Below are 16,596 nucleotides of genomic sequence, written 5' to 3'. Positions count from 1 at the left end.
TGCCGATGACGCAAACCGAAACGCTCCCGTCCTGCATGATCGTGGTTCCGTGCCTGAACGAAGCGGCCCATATCGGCGCATTGCTTCGAGAGCTTCGCCCTGCGGCCGAGAGGCTGGGCGCCGTGATCATCGTTGCCGATGGCGGCAGCACGGACGGCACCAGGACGATCGTCGCAGATATCGCCGCAAAAGATCGGCGGGTGATCCTGCTCCACAATGAAAAGCGCTTGCAGAGCGCGGCGATCAATCTTGCCGTCGCCAGATTCGGGGACGGCGTCAACTATCTCATTCGCATCGACGCGCATGGCGGCTATCCCGCGGATTATTGCGACCGGCTGGTCGAAGAAGCGCAGGCCACCGGCGCGGATTCGGTCGTCGTCTCGATGCTGACCAGTGGCAGCGGCATGGTGCAGAAAGCAGCGGCAGCGGCGCAGAACTCCAGGCTCGGCACCGGCGGCTCCAAGCACCGGCACCTTTCGGCGGGGGAATGGGTCGATCATGGCCACCATGCGCTGATGCGGATATCGGCTTTCATCGCGGTCGGCGGCTATGACGAGACGTTCAGCCACAACGAGGATGCCGAGCTCGACTATCGGCTCCGCCAGGACGGCTACCGCATCTGGATGACCGGCAAGACGCAAATGGTCTACTACCCGCGCTCCTCGCTGAAGGGCCTCTATTTTCAGTATCTCGGCTATGGCCGTGGCCGGGCGAAGAACGTTCTCAAGCACCGCATGATCCCGAAGATCCGGCAGATGGTGCCGCTTCTGGTGTTCCCCGTGGTTCTTCTCGCCGCCTTTTCCTTCGTCCATTGGCTGGCGGCCGTGCCACTTTTGCTATGGGCGTCGGTCTGCCTCGGCTACGGCTTTTGGACCGCCCTCAGTCAGCGCAAACCCGACATTGCACTTGCTGGGGTCTCCGCAATGGTCATGCATTTCGGTTGGTCGGTCGGTTTCTGGCTGCAACTGCTCGCACCGCGACCGCAGCGCGGGGTAGCGTGATGGACCCGGTCAGGAAAAATCTAAGCATCGATATCTGCGTCTGCACATTTCGCCGGCCGGAGCTTGCCGACACGCTTCGCTCCGTAGCAGCCATGGATATGCCTGCGGGATACAATGTCGGTATCGTCATTGCCGACAACGACGATACGCCGACGGCCGAACCGCTGGTCGCCAAGCTGGCAGGGGAGCTGAAGCTGCCGGTGACCTACCGGCACGCCCCGGCCCGCAACATCTCGATCGCGCGCAACGCTTGCCTCGATGCCAGTGCGTCGGATTTCGTCGCCTTTATCGACGACGACGAGACGGCCACCGCTGGCTGGCTTGCCGAACTGGTTGCGACGGCGGAAGCAACTGGTGCTGCGGCGGTGCTTGGGCCGGTGCAAGCCCGTTACCAGCCGGATGCGCCCGCCTGGATGCGCAAAGGCGATTTCCACTCGACCTCGCCGGTCTGGGTGCGCGGCGAAATCCGCACCGGCTACACCTGCAACGTCCTGCTCAGGATTGGCGCTGAGAGCCTGCGCGGCCGGCGCTTCAGCCTGGCACGTGGCCAGACCGGCGGCGAAGATACGGAATTCTTCGACCAGATGGTCAAGGACGGCGGCCGCATCGCCTTTTCGCCGGAGGCTTGGGTCGACGAAGCGGTGCCGCCTGCCAGGGCGGCATTCGACTGGCTCGGCCGGCGCCGGTTCCGCGTCGGGCAGACGCACGGTCATCTTCTGGGGCGCAACGCACACGGCCTTGCCCGGCTCAAGCAGGTTGGCATTGCCGCGGCAAAGGCCGCCTACAGTTTCCTGTCGGCAATTCCGGTTGCCATCGACCCCGTACGCCGGAACCGCAGCGTGCTTCGCGGCATTATGCATGCCGGCGTCGTCAGCGGCCTCGTCGGGGTTCGTGAAATCCGCCAATACGGCCTGTCTTCGCCGCAGCAAGGGGGCAAGCGTGCAGCCTGACGTGAGCTTCGTGATTGCCGCCTACAATGCCGAGGCGACCATCGATCGGGCGATTGCCAGCGCCGTCGCCCAGCGCAATGTCAGCGTCGAGGTCATCGTCGTCGACGACAAGTCGCGCGACCGGACGCTCGACCTGGCGAGATCCTACCCCGAAGACATCGTACGCGTTGTCGCGCTTGAGCAAAACCGTGGCCCCGGCGGTGCCAGGAACGCCGGCCTTGAGCTTGCCCGCGGCAGGTGGGTCGCGGTCCTCGATTCCGACGACGCGGTCTATCCCGGGCGAATCTGCACCATGATCGAACGCGCGGAGAAAGCGGGCGCCGAGATCGCGGTCGATAATCTGCAGGTCGTTCGCGAGGATGGCGTTGCCGAAGAGACGATGTTCCCGGCCGACTATCTGGAAGGCCTCGGTGAAATCTCGCTGGCGGATTTCGTCGGCGGCAATGTCCTCTTCGAATCGAGGTTCAATCTCGGCTACCTCAAGCCGATCTTCCAGCGCCGGTTCCTGAACGAGAACGGGCTTCGTTACGATGAAAGCCTGATCATTGGCGAAGACTATATACTCCTGGCCAGTGCTCTGGCTAAAGGCGGCAAATGCGTGGTCGAGCCGACGACGGGCTATATCTACCACATTCGCACCAGTTCCATCTCCCGGGTGCTCGAACTTCATCACGTCGAGGCGATGCGCAGGGCCGATGCCACCTTCGCCGCGACCCATTCCATGGATGCTGCGGCCGCGGCGGCCTTCGCCAGGCGCGCTCGCAGCCTGCGGCGGGCGGCATCATTCCTGTCGCTGGTCCAGCACATCAAGGCGCGGTCCCCGCTCAAGGCGATATGGACGGCGCTCAGCGATCCGGCGGCGGTTCGGCATATGAGCATGCCGATCGCCGTGCGGCTGCGAAGGGTGGCGGCACAGTTTGCCGTGGTGGCGGGGAGGTGAAGGGTTGCAGGCGAATGGATGAAGACAGTTTTCGCCGCCTGCGACAGGTTGAAATCGATCTCCTCAGAAGGAACATGCAATGAAAAAAGTCAGGAAGGCAGTCATACCGGTGGCGGGGCTTGGAACGCGGTTCCTGCCGGCGACCAAGTCCATGCCGAAGGAAATGCTGCCGGTGGTCGACAGGCCTGTCGTGCAATATGCGGTTGACGAGGCGTTCGAGGCCGGCATCGAGCACATCGTCTTCGTCACCGGCCGCAACAAGGCGGTGATCGAGGACTATTTCGACCTGCATCCTGAACTGATCGGAACCCTGGAGCAGAGCGGCAAGAAGGCGCAACTCGAATCGCTGGAAAGCCTGCTTCCCGTCGCCGGCGCGACGAGCTTCATCCGCCAGCAGTCGCCACAAGGCCTCGGCCATGCCGTCTGGTGCGCACGCGAAGTCATCGGTGACGAGCCCTTCGCATTGCTTTTGCCGGACATGGTGTCCTTCGGCGGGCGCGGGTGTCTCGCCGAGGTCGCCGATCTTTATGCGCAGACTGGCGCAAACGTTATCGCCGTCGAGCGTTGCGATCCGACCGAGACCAGCAAATACGGCATTGTCGGGCGCGGCGCTGATGTCGGCACGGGCTTCGAGGTGACGGCCATGGTCGAAAAGCCGGCTCCTGCCAACGCGCCATCGAACTTCTACATCAACGGCCGCTACATCCTGCAGCCCGAGATATTCTCGTTGCTGGCCAGCCAGCAGCGCGGCGCCGGCAACGAGATCCAGCTGACCGACGCAATGGTGCGCCTCGCACAGACGCAGGCCTTCTTCGCCCAGCCTTTCAATGGCCGCATGTTCGACTGCGGTTCGAAGGAGGGCTTCATCCAGGCCAATGTCGCTTTCGCGCTGGCGCGAGAGGACATGAAGGGCCCGATCTTCGAGATGCTGCAGGAATTCGTCCGGTCGCATCAGCGTCGGGAAGAAGCCGCATAATGTCCATTTTTTCGAGGCATTGTGGGTGCGGCCGATTACGCAGGACAGGCCGTTGCGCCGCGCGTAACGCGCACTGTCCGGCGCAAGGTTTGCACCCTATGTCCCGACCTTCGAGGCGGTAGCGCCTGCAAACTAGAATTGGACCGAAGATGAACTATGCCAATTTTCCTGTCGACAAGAGGACGCCATTGCCCGCTTCAAATGCGGCAAACGCCGAAGACTTCATCGACATCGAGCGCCTGCTTGGCATGGCCGCGCGGCAGGCGAAAGTGGTTGCCGCCTGCGCCGTCATCGGTCTCTTTCTCGGCGTGCTCTATTTACAGACCACGCCTGCTACCTATGTAGCGACGAGCAGCGTGCTGATCGACGAAGGATTGAACAAGGTCGTCGACGACATTTCGGCGGCGTCGGTCAGCATGCAGACCGACTCCGCCGTTCTGAGCCAGATCGAAATTCTGCAGTCGGCCAGGCTGGCGGGGGTGGTCGTCGACAAGCTGAAGCTCGATCAGAACGACGCTTTCATGAACCCTCCGACATCGGCCATGTCGAAAGTGTCAGGCTTTGTACGCGGTATTATCCAGTCGGTCCGCCCCAAGCGCGCCGCTAGCACAACCGATGTCACTCAGCTTGATGCTGCGACGCGTGACGCGATCACCGCATCGTCGTCGCCCCGCGACTATGCAATCTTCAAACTGCAGAACCAACTCGACGCCGAGCGGATCGGCCGAAGCTTTGTCATCAGCATCTCCTTTCAGGCGACGGATCCGGCGCTCGCGACCGCCATCACCAAGGCCTATGCCGACGCGTATCTCGCCGATCAGCTCGATGCCAGCTTCGACGCGACCGAGCGGGCGGCGGTCTGGCTGCAAGGCCGGCTGACCGAGCTTCGTGAGAGCTCCCAGGCGGCCGCACTCGCGGTCGAAAAGTTCAGGGCCGAACATGGATTGGCGGTCAATGACGGCCAGCTGATCAGCGACAAGCAATTGTCCGATCTCAACACCCAGCTGATCGTCGCGCAGGCCGATACCGCACGTGCCGGCGCCCGCTATCAGCAGTACAAGTCGATCGTCGAAAGCGGCTCGGATAATGCGTTCAAAGACGCAGCGATATCGAACGACCAGCCGAGCAGCTCCGTCATCACGACGCTGAAGAACCGCTATCTCACCGTCGCCAAGCGGCAGCAGGACGTCGAAGCGAATTTCGGCCCGCAACATCCGCAGGCCGTCGCGCTCGCCAAGGAGAAGGCCGACATATCGGCGCAGATTTTCGGCGAGCTGAAGCAACTGACCGAAAGCTACCGCAACGAATACGAGGTCGCTCTGGCGCGCGAAACCGCGCTCCGCGCAAATGTCGCCTTAGCGGCTGGCAAGAGCTCCATCGACAACCAGTCGCAGGTCAAGCTGCGTGAGCTGGACCAGAAGGCGACGGCGCTGTCGACGCTCTACCAGACGTTCCTGAACCGCTATGAGGAGGCCGCCCAGCAGCAATCCTTCCCGGTCGGCAAGATCCGGGTCATCTCGGACGCGACGATGCCGCAGTCGGCCGCAACCCCGCGAACGGCCATCGTGCTGGGGCTTTCGCTGGCGCTTGGCATAATGATGGGGGCAGGGGTTGGTGGTCTGAATGAATTCAGGGAACGCTTCTTCAGGACCGGCGAGGATGTGCGCGACCGTGTCGGCCTCAAATTCCTCGGCTATCTCCCGGTCATCGGCAAGGCTGGCAAGGATGAGCAACGCAATGGCGGTCAGCCTGACGTCAAAGTCGTTGAATCCAAGACCGCCAAGTCCTCCAAATCCCCGCCCTCCAAAACATTGTCGGCGGCCGAAAAACGTGCGCGGATGCGGGTAACCGTCGACGCACCGGCATCGATGTTCTCCGAGACGCTGCGCAACGCAAAGATCGCCTTCGACGTCGTCATGGAGGGCCAGGGCAGCCGGGTCATCGGCGTGGTCTCGGTCCTTCCCGGCGAAGGCAAGTCGACGGTGGCGGCCAATCTTGCCGGGCTGCTTGCCGTCAACGGATCGAAAACGCTGCTGATCGACGGCGACCTGCGCAATCCCGGCCTCAGCCGCAGCCTCGGTATGGAGGCCGAGCAGGGCCTGATGGAAGCTGTGGTGACCGGGCAGACATGGCAGTCGGTCGGCAAGATCGACCGGCAGACCAAGCTGGCTATCATCCCGGCCGTCCTGCGTGGGCAGTTTTCGCATACCAGCGAGCTTCTGTCTTCGGCCGGCATGCGGCGTTTCATCGATAACGCCAAGGAAACCTTCGAATACATTATCGTCGATCTGCCGCCGCTCGGGCCTGTCGTCGACGCCAAGGCCTTCGCTCCGCTTGTCGACGGCTTCGTGCTGGTCACCGAGTGGGGACGCACGCCGCGTGCGATGGTGCAATCCGTGCTCAGCTCGGAGCCCTACATCGCCAAGAAGATCATTGGCGCGGTGCTGAACAAGGTCGAACTGAAGAAGCTGGCCAAGTATGGCGCGATCGGCGGCTCGGAAAAATTCTTCGACAAATATTCGAGCTACTATCTGGAAAAATCGGAAGCGCGTACTAAGGCAGCCGCCTGAGCGACGATATCGCGCTCAGGAAAATATCAACCTGGCGCGGTTGTCCACGATCCTGAGGGCGGTGAGCTGGCCGCTTTGGAAGGCGCCGGTGTCTATGCCAAGCCGGCGTCCCTCGAGCTTCGGAAACTCGACCGGCGTATGTCCGTGCACGACATAGCGGTCGAGAAGATGCGCAGCGTCGAAGAAGTCCGAACGGATATTCAGCAGGTCGTCCTCGTCCTGCGCGGCGAGGTCGATGCCGGGCCTGATGCCGGCATGAACGAACACGAATTTCGCCGAACAGACCATGACCGGCAGCGCGCGCATGAAGCTAATGTGGTCGGCTGGAATGACTTCCCGAATGCGCTTGTCGACCTCCTCGCTTGAACCGTAGAGATCGGCCATGCGCGACGGATCCACGCCGTAGGAAAACAGCGTTTGCAGGCCACCTATCGCCAGCCACGACTCTCTCGAAATGATCCCGTCGAGATAGTTCAGCATCACGACTTCGTGATTGCCGGCAAGGCAGATGCGCTGGAAACCATGGAGCGGCGGCGCCAGCAGATGATCGAGCACACGCGCCGACTGGGGTCCACGATCGACATAGTCGCCAAGCATGATGATGAGCTTGCGCCCTTCGAAGGGCGCCGAATCGAGCAGGATCTTCTGCTCCAGGGCGCGGAGTTCCTTGTAGCAGCCATGCACGTCGCCGATCGCATAGACGACTGTGCCCCGCATATCGATCTCCAGCCGCTGGCGCGCCGCGGCCTGGGGCTTTCTCGATCGCTGGAACAGGGTCACGTATGGCATCTCGCATGGCTGTGGGTGCGCCTCGATTTCGGAACAACATGGCGACACACCGCGTGGATACCATGTCCAGCGCCGGTCGTTCCATACCGGAGCTTCGGACGCAACTCGGCTTCGACGTCCCTACAGGGCGATGCCGCGGCGGTTCAGCGCGGCGGTGATTTCGTCGAGGATGGCCGGGTCGTCGATCGTTGCCGGCATGGCCCATTCCTCCTTGTCGGCGATCTTCTGCATGGTGCCGCGCAGGATCTTGCCGGAGCGCGTCTTCGGCAGGCGCTTGATCGTCACCACCGTCTTGAAGGCAGCGACCGGGCCGATCCGTTCGCGCACTAGCGTGACCACCTCGTTTTCGATGATGCCGGCGTCGCGGTCGACGCCGGCATTCAGCACGACGAAGCCGAGTGGAACCTGGCCTTTCATCGCATCGGCAATGCCGACGACGGCGCATTCGGCAACATCGGGATGCGCGGCCAGCACCTCCTCCATGGCGCCGGTCGACAGCCGGTGGCCGGCGACATTGATGATGTCGTCGGTGCGGGCCATGACATAGAGATAACCGTCCTCGTCCATCATGCCGGCATCCGCGGTTTTGTAGAAGCCGGGGAACTCCTCGAGATAGGCTTGGCGAAACCGCCCGTCGGCATTCCACAGCGTCGGCAGGCAGCCGGGGGGCAACGGCAATTTCACCACGACATTGCCAAGCGTGCCGCGCTTGACCTCATGCCCGGCATCGTCCAGCACGCGGATGTCGTAGCCAGGCATCGGCACGCCGGGCGAGCCGGATTTGACCGGCAACAGGCCCAGTCCGGCGGGGTTGATGCTCATCGGCGAGCCGGTCTCCGTCTGCCACCAATGATCGATCACCGGCACGTTCAATTTCTGCTCCGCCCATTTGATGGTTTCCGGATCGGCGCGCTCGCCGGCGAGGAACAGCGTGCGGAATTTGGACAGATCGTATTTCGGGACGAATTCGCCTTTCGGGTCCTGTCCTTTGATGGCGCGAAAGGCGGTTGGTGCGGTGAACAGCGCGACCACGCCATGCTCTGCGATCACACGCCAATAGGTGCCGGCGTCGGGCGTGCCGACCGGCTTGCCTTCAAACAGCACGGTCGTGCAGCCATGCAGCAGCGGGCCGTAGACGATGTAGGAATGGCCGACCACCCAGCCGACATCGGAAGCCGCCCAGAACACTTCGCCCGGTTTGACGCCGAACTCGTTTTCCATCGACCATTTCAGCGCGACCATATGGCCGCCATTGTCGCGCACGATGCCCTTCGGCTGGCCGGTCGTGCCGGACGTGTAGATGATATAGAGCGGATCGGTGGCAAGCACCGGAACACAGTCGACATTGGCGCCGGCGGCCCGCTCACGCGCCACGGCGTCGGCATAGTCGATGTCGTAATTTTCCCTGAGCTCGCAGCGCAACTGGTCGCGCTGCAGGATAAGGCAGCTTTCGGGCTTGTGCCGCGACATTTCGATCGCCTTGTCGAGCAGCGGCTTATAGGCAACGACGCGCCCTGGCTCCAGGCCGCAGGACGCCGAGATGATCAGCTTCGGCTTGGCATCGTCGATGCGGGTCGCGAGCTCATGCGAGGCAAAGCCGCCGAAGACCACCGAGTGCACGGCGCCGATCCGCGCGCAGGCAAGCATGGCGAAGGCTGCTTCCGGCACCATCGGCATGTAGATGATGACGCGATCGCCTTTTCGAATGCCACGATTCTTGAGCACCGAGGTCAGCGCGACCACCTCGCGCTTCAACTCGGCATACGTGAATTTCCTGATTGTGCCCGAAATCGCGCTATCATGGATCAACGCGATCTGGTCGGCACGGCCGCCCGCCACATGACGATCGACGGCATTGAAGCAGGTGTTGCAGGAAGCGCCATTGAACCATCGGCCATAGACGCCGGCATTGGCGTCGAACACCGTCTCGAAGGGCGAGAACCAGTCGATTGCACTCGCCGCATCGGCCCAGAATTTTTCCGGGTCGCGTTTCCAGCCGTCATAGACCTCATGGTAGCGTGACGCCATCCAGCTTCCTCCCCAGGAATGTTTGCTGTCCTTGAAATAGCGTATGCTGGTTTGTGTAACCACGTATTTGTGCGTTTCGTTTGCCGTCGTTCTAACTTGGCCGCAAGTGCGGGTCATGGTGGTCTGCGGGGCTGATATCGGCCGAATTTTCGACATTGGGGGCAGGGCGCGATGAAATTGCGATACGGGCTTGAATTTGCCGCGGTTGCGACGCTGGCGTTGGTGCTCGCTTCAGCTGCTCAGGCCGGCGACGCGGCGGCCCGGCGCGTCATCGGCTTTTCGCCCGACGGCAACTACTTCGCCTTCGAACAGTACGGCACGCTCGATGCCGGTGCTTCGGATTCGGGCTGGTCGGAGATCGACATCATCGACACGCGCACCGATGAGTTCGTCGGCGGTAAGCCGATCGTCATCGTCGACGAGACGGAGGATGCGACACTGACGCTTGCGCAGGCGCGCGAGCGTGCCGCGGCGCAGGCGGCGCCCTTGCTGGCCAAATACGCCATAGCGCCGCGCGGCGAGCGGACGGGCTTAGACAAATTCACCTTTCCCGACGACTTGGTCGCCTACAACGACATTGCGCGCCTCGAGCAGGTTTCGCAGAAATGGCTTTCGCCGGCTTATGACGAGCTTGGCATTTCGACCATCCAGCTCGAGCAGATCCTTGCCGATAGTACTGCGGATTGTTCAGCGAGTTTCGACGGGACGCAGCAAGGCGAGACGATCGGCAAGGCGCTCGGCTTTCGCCTGACGCTGCAGGGTCAGGACGACAAGCCGATCAAGCTGCTCCATGAGGACAAGGCGGTGCCCGGTTCGAGGAATTGCCCGACTTCCTACAGCCTGTCGGAATCTTACGCATTCACCCCGGATGGAAAACCGGGCGTGCTTGTCGTGCTCGTGCAGCGCTTCAGTCAGGGATTTGAAGGGCGCGACCGCCGTTTCATCGCCGTGACTGGCCAGGCGCGCTGAGGCAACGCGCTGAGAAGTAGTCCGCTACCCGAGTTGTTGTCCCTAGAGCGGGAGGGCAGCGAGCATAAGGCCGACCCCACCGGCGATCAGCAAGCCGGCTGCCAGCATCTTTCCGTGGCGCTCGAAACCCGTCGGCGCCCGATCCCAATTGTAACGCATGCTCCACTCCCCAAACCCGCCGATTCTTTATCTTACGCAGGGTGAGGAGGGCAACAGTCTGGCTAGGCACCACGCTGCTGCTGTCGGTCTTATCACCGACTATTTCTGGGGCATTCTCCGCCGCTACATGCCCCAGCGCAGCGCGGCGGTGTGCACAGGCGCATCCCACCAAACAGCCGCCTCGTCGTCGAGCATGCTCAGCGTGATCGAACAGCCGGCCATGTCGAGCGAGGTCACATAGGACCCGACCAGCGACCGGGCCACCGTCACGCCGTGCTTCTCGAAGATTTTGCGGGCGCTATTGTACATCAGATAAAGCTCCATCAACGGCGTGCCGCCAAAGCCATTGACGAAGAGCAGCGCCTGGCCTCTGGCACCGTCGCCCAGGTCACCCAGGATTGCGGTACAGATCTCCTCGGCGATAGCATCGGCGCTCTTCAAGGTGTCGCGCCGCCTCCCAGGCTCGCCGTGGATGCCGACCCCGAACTCCATCTCGCCGTCGCCGATGTCGAAGGTCGGCTTGCCCGCCGCCGGCACGGTGCAACTGGTCAGCGCCACGCCCATCGAGCGCGTCGCGCCGTTGACGCGCTCGCCCAACGCCTTCAAAGACTCCAGTGGCATGCCTTGTTCGGCTGCCGCGCCGACGATTTTCTCGACCACCAGCGTACCGGCGACGCCGCGCCGGCCGGTGGTGTAGGACGAGTTTTCGACCGCGACGTCGTCATTGGTCACGATTTGCATCACGCCTGCCGTCATTTCAGCGGCCATGTCGAAATTCATCACGTCGCCCTCGTAGTTCTTGACGATGAACAGGCAGCCGGCGCCCGTATTGACGGCATCGGCGGCCGCCATCATCTGGTCAGGCGTCGGCGAGGTGAATACCTGGCCGGGGCAGGCGGCATCCAGCATGCCATGCCCGACGAACCCGCCATGCAGCGGCTCGTGACCCGAGCCGCCGCCGGAGATCAGCGCCACCTTGCCCGGCTTGAGCACCTTGCGGCGGACAAATTTGTGCTCCTCGCCAAGCGCCAGGATATCGGCATGCGCGGCAACGAAGCCGTCGAGGCTCTCGGTCAGCACCGTATCGACCGAATTCAGAAATTTCTTCATGGCTGTCCTCTCGAAATAGCCCAGCGTCAGCTGCCCTTGCCGGCGATGCTGGTGATCTTCTGGATGAAATCGTTGACCGCCCGGTCGAGCGCCGCGTTCTGCTTGTCGTCGCCGAAATCGGGAACGATCAGCGAGACATGGCGTGTCTTGCGCATGCCTGCAGCCAGCGACATCTTTCCCGGATGCGCCCGATGGTAGGCTTCAAGGAAATGATCGCGTTCGGCCGGGCTGAAATGGCAGACGGAGAAGATAGCCGGCAAATGCTTCGACGGGATCGGCGTCGAATAGGCGGGGCTGGAAATCTGCGTGACGAAGCTGCGATGCTTGCCCAGCGCGTCGGCGAGGCGCTGGCGCATGCCGGACGGGCGCTGGTCGATGACCTGCGACAGGATCGTCTTGTAGGCGCGGATCGCCTCTTCGGGGCCGGATTGCGGCGCCTTGTCTGCCATGCCGGGTCCTAGATTGAAACGTCCGCGATGGCCGCCTTGGCCATCGCGAGTTGGGCGGGAGCGACGGAGAGGTCACGCAGGCCGGTTGCGAGCAGCGCCGGGATCGAGGCGGGGTCGCCGCCGGCATCGCCACACAGGCTGACCGGCATATTATGCTCACGGCCGAAGGCAGCAACCGAGGCGATCAGCCGGAGCACGGCCGGGTGCCTGACCGAATTCAGATGTGCGACCGAAATGTTGTCGCGAGCGGCAGCCATTACGTATTGCGTCAAATCATTCGAACCGATCGAGAAGAAGGCGGCCTTGGCGAATGCCTCCGGCGCAATCGCCACCGAAGGCACCTCGACCATGATGCCAAGCGGCGGCATTTTTTGCGCGATGCCGCGCGCCAAAAGGTCAGCCTGCTCTTCCGCGAACAGTGCCGTGGCGTGTTCATACTCTTCCGGAACGGCGATCATCGGGAACATCACCTTCAGATTGCCGTGCATGGCGGCGCGTAGCAAGGCGCGGATCTGCACGCGAAAGACCTCCGGACGCATCAGCGACAGCCTGATCCCGCGCAGGCCAAGGAATGGATTACCTTCCTCAACGGTCAGGCCCGGCACAGGCTTATCGCCGCCCGCATCGACGGTACGGATCGTCACCGGCCTGTCGCCTGCCCATTCCAGCACTTTGCGGTAGGCGCGATATTGGGTCTCCTCGTCCGGCAGCGTCTTGCCGAACAGGAATTCGGTCCGCATCAGCCCGACACCGTCGCACGCCGCAGCATCGATGCGGTCGGCATCGGACGGATCGGCAATATTCACCTGCACCCGGACCGCTATGCCGGTCTTCGTTGCTGCCGGCCTTGTCAGATAGGCTGCCGCTTTGCCGCGATGCGCCGCGAAAGACGACGACGATCGCCGGAACGCGGCGATCTCCGCTTTCGAAGGCGCCAACACGATGCCGCCATGTTCGGCATCGAGCAGCGCGATTCCGGTAAGGTGAGCCGACGAAGCACCGAGTTCGGCCACCCCACGCCCCGTAAGCCCAAGCCCCACCACCATTGGCACGCCGCGCGAGCGTGCCAGCATTGCGACATGACTTGCGGCACTTCCGGCCGTAAGTGCTATGCCGCCGCCGACACTCCAGTCGGTTTCGAGGAAGCGCGTCGGTGCGATATCCTCGCCGTAGAAGATCGCACCCGCCGGCGCGGCAATGTCGCCGCCCCCGGCTAGCGCGCCTAGCACCTGGTCGCGTATGTCGCGCATGTCGGCCGCGCGCGCCCGGAAATAGTCCTGCTCGGATGTCTCATAGCCGGCTATCTCGGCGTCGAGTGCCTGCCGCCAAGCCACATCAGCGGCCATGCCCGCGGCGATGTGCGAAAAGGCCGGGCCGGTCAGCGCGTCGTCGTCCAGCAGGGCGAGCTGGAATTCGAGGATCCCGGCCGCCTCGCTGTCGCTGGTTTCGATCAATGTCGCGAGCCGGGCTGCGGCAATGGAGATGGCGGCCTCAAGTGCCGCCTTCTCGTCCGCGGCAGTCGCCTTGCGGACATAACGCACAGCAGCCTGGTCCAGATCGAACAGCGGCCCCTCGGCATAGCCGGCCGATGCCGAAATGCCCTGCAGCTTAAGCGGTTCGGGCATGGTCCTTGCCTTCGTCGAAATCGCGCCGCACCAGCTCGATCAGCGCGCCGACCGCCTCGCCGGCGCCGTCTCCTCTGGCTCTGATATGCAGGACAGTACCTTTCGGCGCTTTCGCAGCCATTACCTTGACGATGCTCTTGGCGTCGAACCATGGCCCGTTGGCGGCGAGCGCAATTTCGACGTCGGCCGAAAATGTCTTGGCAAGCTTGGTGAATTTCACCGAAGGGCGCGCATGCAATCCCACCTCATGGGTGATCAGGACGCTGGCTTCGGCTGCTGCGGACATGCTTGTCAAAATTCCCGTTCATTCACGACGGCGACAGTTCGTGCGCCGTCGCCACCACTTCCTTGAGCGAGGCGCCGCCGGAAGCCTCGGTCGCCGCCATCACCGCGCCTTCGACGATCGGCGCATTGCAGACGATGATCTTCTGGGCGCGTGGTTCGCCGATCATCTCGACCGCCATCTCGCTATTGGTCTCGGCACCGCCGAGATCGACGAGGATCGCGACACCGGCCTCCGACCAGGCCTTGTCGATGGCGCCCATAATCGCCTCGACATTGGTTCCCAGCCCGCCATGGCCGTTTCCGCCGCACCATGCAAGCGGCACTTCGTCGCCAACCATCTGCCGCACCATGTCAGCGGTGCCTTCGGCGACTAGCGGCGAATGCGATACGATGACGATGCCGACATTGCTCATGCGCGCCTCTCGATTGTCTCGGCTACGGCCCGCACCAGAAGCGCGGTCGAGCGTGCGCCGGCATCCATGTGACCGATCGAACGGTCGCCAAGGAATGAGGCGCGCCCACGCAGCGCCTTCATCGGCACGGTCGCCTCGGCTGCACTGTCGGCAATGTTGACGATGTCCGCTGCCGTCTTTCCCTGCAGCAGGGCCTCATGCACCGGCTGCAGCACGTCGAGCATGGTCTTTTGCCCGGCCTGCGACTTGCCTCTGGCGGCCACCGCTTCGATAGCCTTGCCGAAGGCCGCCGCCAGATTGGCGCGATCCGGCGCGGCGGAAATCTCGTTGCCGAGCGCCATGAACAGCGTGCCGAACAAGGGACCGGAGGCTCCGCCGACGGTCATCACCAGCTTGGTGCCGATCGCCTTCAGCGCCTCGGGCAACGGCTTTGCCGCGAACGCACCGGCCTCGGCTCGGACTGCCTCGAAGCCGCGTTTCATGTTGAGCCCATGATCGCCGTCGCCGATCGCCTGGTCGAGTCTGGTCAGCTCTTCGGCATGGGCGGCGATGGTGTTTGCCGCTGCCTCGATCAGCCTGGAAATATTCGCTGCCGCCATGTCACCCATGCTCCTGGCCCCTGCGCTGCCGGCAGTACGAGAAAATTGCATATCCGGCAATTGAAGCATTCTCTTCCCCAGTCAAGCGGGTTCGAGCAATGCAGCGAGGGCAGTGAAGACCTCGGCGACGGCAAAGGCGCCGGGATCGACCACGCCGTCGAGCTGGCTGCCAATATAGGCGGACCGCCCGGCCTTGGCCTTGCGCATGGCAGCGGTGGCCTCGGCTCCGCGTTGCGCCGCGACCGCCGCATCTTCCAGACTCCCCCTATCCAGCGCCCTCAAGGCGGGTTCCAGGGCATCGATCATCGTGCGATCGCCGATCCTCGCTCCACCATAGAAGGACATCCGATCCAGGCCAGCGAGAAGCGCCTTGGGAAGCGTTTCGCCAGACTGCAGCGCCTGCGCGGCGGCGGTGAAGAAGATCGACAGCAGCACGCCGCTAGAGCCGCCCATGCTGGCGCTCAGGATGTCGCCGACGGCGGCGAGCGTTGCGGCAGGGTCGGCGAGCGGCAGTGTCGCAATGCGGCCAAGCACGCTGCGCGCACCGGCCGCCACAGTCGATCCGGTGTCGCCGTCTCCAGCCTTGGCGTCCAGTCCGTTCAACGTGCCTTCAAGCGAGATCAGCCGTTCGCAGACCGCGACAACCAACCGCTCGGTGCGCGCGTCCCGGCTGGCGTTCGACGCGTTGTCCGGGCCGGCAGCTTTGGCCACCGGCACGACGCTCATTGGGCGAACGGCTCTTGCCGGCGGCCAGGCGTGAGGGCCTACCGGCGCCCGCAACGCCACTTCGCGCGGCGCATCGAGCCGGATCAGCGACAGCGAAAAGCCGTTCATGTTGAGCGCGGTCATAAGCTGCCCGGGCCCGATCGTCAGCGTCACCTTTTTTGCCAGCGGTAAAGCCAACACCGCATTGGCGACAAGCAACATTTCCAGCGGTGGCACCGAACCGAGATTGTTGATCAGCAAGGCGTAGTCACTGGCGGGATCGAGCCGCGCGGCAAGGCGCTCCGACATGATCGCAACCAGTCTTTCGGCACTTTGCACCGCAATCCGCTCAACGCCCGGTTCGCCATGGATGCCGAGGCCGAGTTCAGCGTCGTCGACGCCAAATCTTTCGTCATGGCTCTGGCCGGGGATCGAGCAGGATGAAAGCGATATGCCGAGGGAAACGATGTCCGCCGCCGCGGCCCGCGCCGCCGCGGCAACCCCCGCCAGATCAACGCCTGCTTCCGACAGATGGCCGGCGATCTTGTGCACGAACAAGGTGCCGGCAACGCCACGCGGCTGGGCAATGTCAGGCAGGGCAATGTCGTCGGCGACAATCACCATCTCGACGCGGAAGCCTTCGGTGCGCGCCTTCTCGGCGGCCAAGCCAAAGTTGAGGCGATCGCCGGTATAATTCTTGACGATCAGCAGGCACCCGGCGGGACCGGTCACCGCGCGGATGGCGGCCAATACTGCTTCCACGCTTGGCGAAGCAAAGATCTCGCCTGATACTGCCGCCGTCAGCATGCCAATGCCGACAAAGCCGGCATGCGCGGGTTCGTGCCCGGCCCCGCCGCCGGAAATGACCGCGACCTTGGTCTTATCCCAGTCCGCGCGGAGAATGGCCTTGATCTCGGGATAGCCGTCGAGGCGAGCGAGATCGCCGGCGCCGGTCGTGCCGAGAAAGCCGTCCAGGGCCTCAGTGACGATCGTATCCCTGCGATTGAAAAAATGCTTCATCGAATTGG

Annotated in this window: 15 protein-coding genes; 6 read left to right on the top strand and 9 right to left on the bottom strand. The window is 63.2% G+C overall.

Annotation, left to right across the window (positions count from 1 at the left end; genetic code table 11):
- Window positions 1-5: 5 nt before the first annotated feature.
- The 5 genes from NKJ40_RS02205 (at window position 6) to NKJ40_RS02185 (ending at window position 6,437) form a co-directional block, all read left to right on the top strand.
- Complete coding sequence (locus NKJ40_RS02205) at window positions 6-1,001, top strand: glycosyltransferase family 2 protein (RefSeq protein WP_352464373.1); 996 nt, start codon at window positions 6-8, stop codon at window positions 999-1,001.
- The gene (locus NKJ40_RS02200; protein ID WP_352464372.1) at window positions 1,001-1,951 is read left to right on the top strand and encodes a glycosyltransferase family 2 protein; all 951 of its coding nucleotides are present in this window, start codon (window positions 1,001-1,003) and stop codon (window positions 1,949-1,951) included. The genes NKJ40_RS02205 and NKJ40_RS02200 overlap by 1 nt, the downstream gene beginning before the upstream one ends.
- Window positions 1,941-2,891: a glycosyltransferase family 2 protein gene (locus NKJ40_RS02195; protein WP_352464371.1), complete on the top strand. Its 951-nt coding sequence runs from the start codon at window positions 1,941-1,943 to the stop codon at window positions 2,889-2,891. Before NKJ40_RS02200 ends, NKJ40_RS02195 begins: the two co-directional genes overlap by 11 nt.
- 79 nt (window positions 2,892-2,970) lie before the next feature.
- Window positions 2,971-3,867: a UTP--glucose-1-phosphate uridylyltransferase GalU gene (gene galU, locus NKJ40_RS02190; protein WP_352464370.1), complete on the top strand. Its 897-nt coding sequence runs from the start codon at window positions 2,971-2,973 to the stop codon at window positions 3,865-3,867.
- A 149-nt stretch (window positions 3,868-4,016) separates the two neighbouring features.
- A complete protein-coding gene (locus NKJ40_RS02185; RefSeq protein WP_352464369.1) occupies window positions 4,017-6,437 on the top strand; it encodes a polysaccharide biosynthesis tyrosine autokinase in 2,421 nt (806 codons plus the stop codon).
- Window positions 6,438-6,452: 15 nt separating this feature from the next.
- Here the strand turns inward: NKJ40_RS02185 and NKJ40_RS02180 are convergent, their stop codons facing one another.
- Together NKJ40_RS02180 and NKJ40_RS02175 are read right to left on the bottom strand one after the other, a co-directional pair.
- Window positions 6,453-7,226, bottom strand: coding sequence for a metallophosphoesterase family protein (locus NKJ40_RS02180; protein ID WP_352464368.1), 774 nt, complete (start codon window positions 7,224-7,226; stop codon window positions 6,453-6,455).
- 120 nt (window positions 7,227-7,346) lie between these two features.
- Complete coding sequence (locus tag NKJ40_RS02175) at window positions 7,347-9,254, bottom strand: propionyl-CoA synthetase (protein ID WP_352464367.1); 1,908 nt, start codon at window positions 9,252-9,254, stop codon at window positions 7,347-7,349.
- Between the two features lie 171 nt (window positions 9,255-9,425).
- On the opposite strand from NKJ40_RS02175, the gene NKJ40_RS02170 reads away from it, so the two are divergent.
- The gene (locus tag NKJ40_RS02170) at window positions 9,426-10,223 is read left to right on the top strand and encodes a DUF2259 domain-containing protein (RefSeq protein WP_352464366.1); all 798 of its coding nucleotides are present in this window, start codon (window positions 9,426-9,428) and stop codon (window positions 10,221-10,223) included.
- 282 nt (window positions 10,224-10,505) lie between these two features.
- Here the strand turns inward: NKJ40_RS02170 and dhaK are convergent, their stop codons facing one another.
- The 7 genes from dhaK to NKJ40_RS02135 all read right to left on the bottom strand — a co-directional run bounded on the left by dhaK (window position 10,506) and on the right by NKJ40_RS02135 (window position 16,588).
- On the bottom strand, window positions 10,506-11,492 hold the full coding sequence (gene dhaK / locus NKJ40_RS02165) for a dihydroxyacetone kinase subunit DhaK (protein WP_352464364.1): 987 nt from the start codon (window positions 11,490-11,492) through the stop codon (window positions 10,506-10,508).
- A 26-nt stretch (window positions 11,493-11,518) separates the two neighbouring features.
- A complete protein-coding gene (locus NKJ40_RS02160; RefSeq protein WP_352464362.1) occupies window positions 11,519-11,941 on the bottom strand; it encodes a hypothetical protein in 423 nt (140 codons plus the stop codon).
- A gap of 8 nt (window positions 11,942-11,949) precedes the next feature.
- A complete protein-coding gene (ptsP, locus tag NKJ40_RS02155; RefSeq protein ID WP_352464360.1) occupies window positions 11,950-13,566 on the bottom strand; it encodes a phosphoenolpyruvate--protein phosphotransferase in 1,617 nt (538 codons plus the stop codon).
- Complete coding sequence (locus tag NKJ40_RS02150; RefSeq protein ID WP_352464359.1) at window positions 13,550-13,852, bottom strand: HPr family phosphocarrier protein; 303 nt, start codon at window positions 13,850-13,852, stop codon at window positions 13,550-13,552. Before NKJ40_RS02150 ends, ptsP begins: the two co-directional genes overlap by 17 nt.
- Before the next feature lie 22 nt (window positions 13,853-13,874).
- Complete coding sequence (gene dhaM / locus NKJ40_RS02145) at window positions 13,875-14,264, bottom strand: dihydroxyacetone kinase phosphoryl donor subunit DhaM (RefSeq protein WP_172220312.1); 390 nt, start codon at window positions 14,262-14,264, stop codon at window positions 13,875-13,877.
- Window positions 14,261-14,863, bottom strand: coding sequence for a dihydroxyacetone kinase subunit DhaL (gene dhaL / locus NKJ40_RS02140; RefSeq protein WP_352464357.1), 603 nt, complete (start codon window positions 14,861-14,863; stop codon window positions 14,261-14,263). The genes dhaM and dhaL overlap by 4 nt, the downstream gene beginning before the upstream one ends.
- 81 nt (window positions 14,864-14,944) lie before the next feature.
- Window positions 14,945-16,588: a dihydroxyacetone kinase subunit DhaK gene (locus NKJ40_RS02135; protein ID WP_352464355.1), complete on the bottom strand. Its 1,644-nt coding sequence runs from the start codon at window positions 16,586-16,588 to the stop codon at window positions 14,945-14,947.
- Between the last annotated feature and the right edge of the window lie 8 nt (window positions 16,589-16,596).

The organism is Mesorhizobium sp. M0119 (assembly GCF_040322615.1).
Lineage (GTDB): Bacteria > Pseudomonadota > Alphaproteobacteria > Rhizobiales > Rhizobiaceae > Mesorhizobium.
Note: the sequence above shows the minus strand (reverse complement) of the source record. Positions and strands in the feature narration are given on the sequence as shown.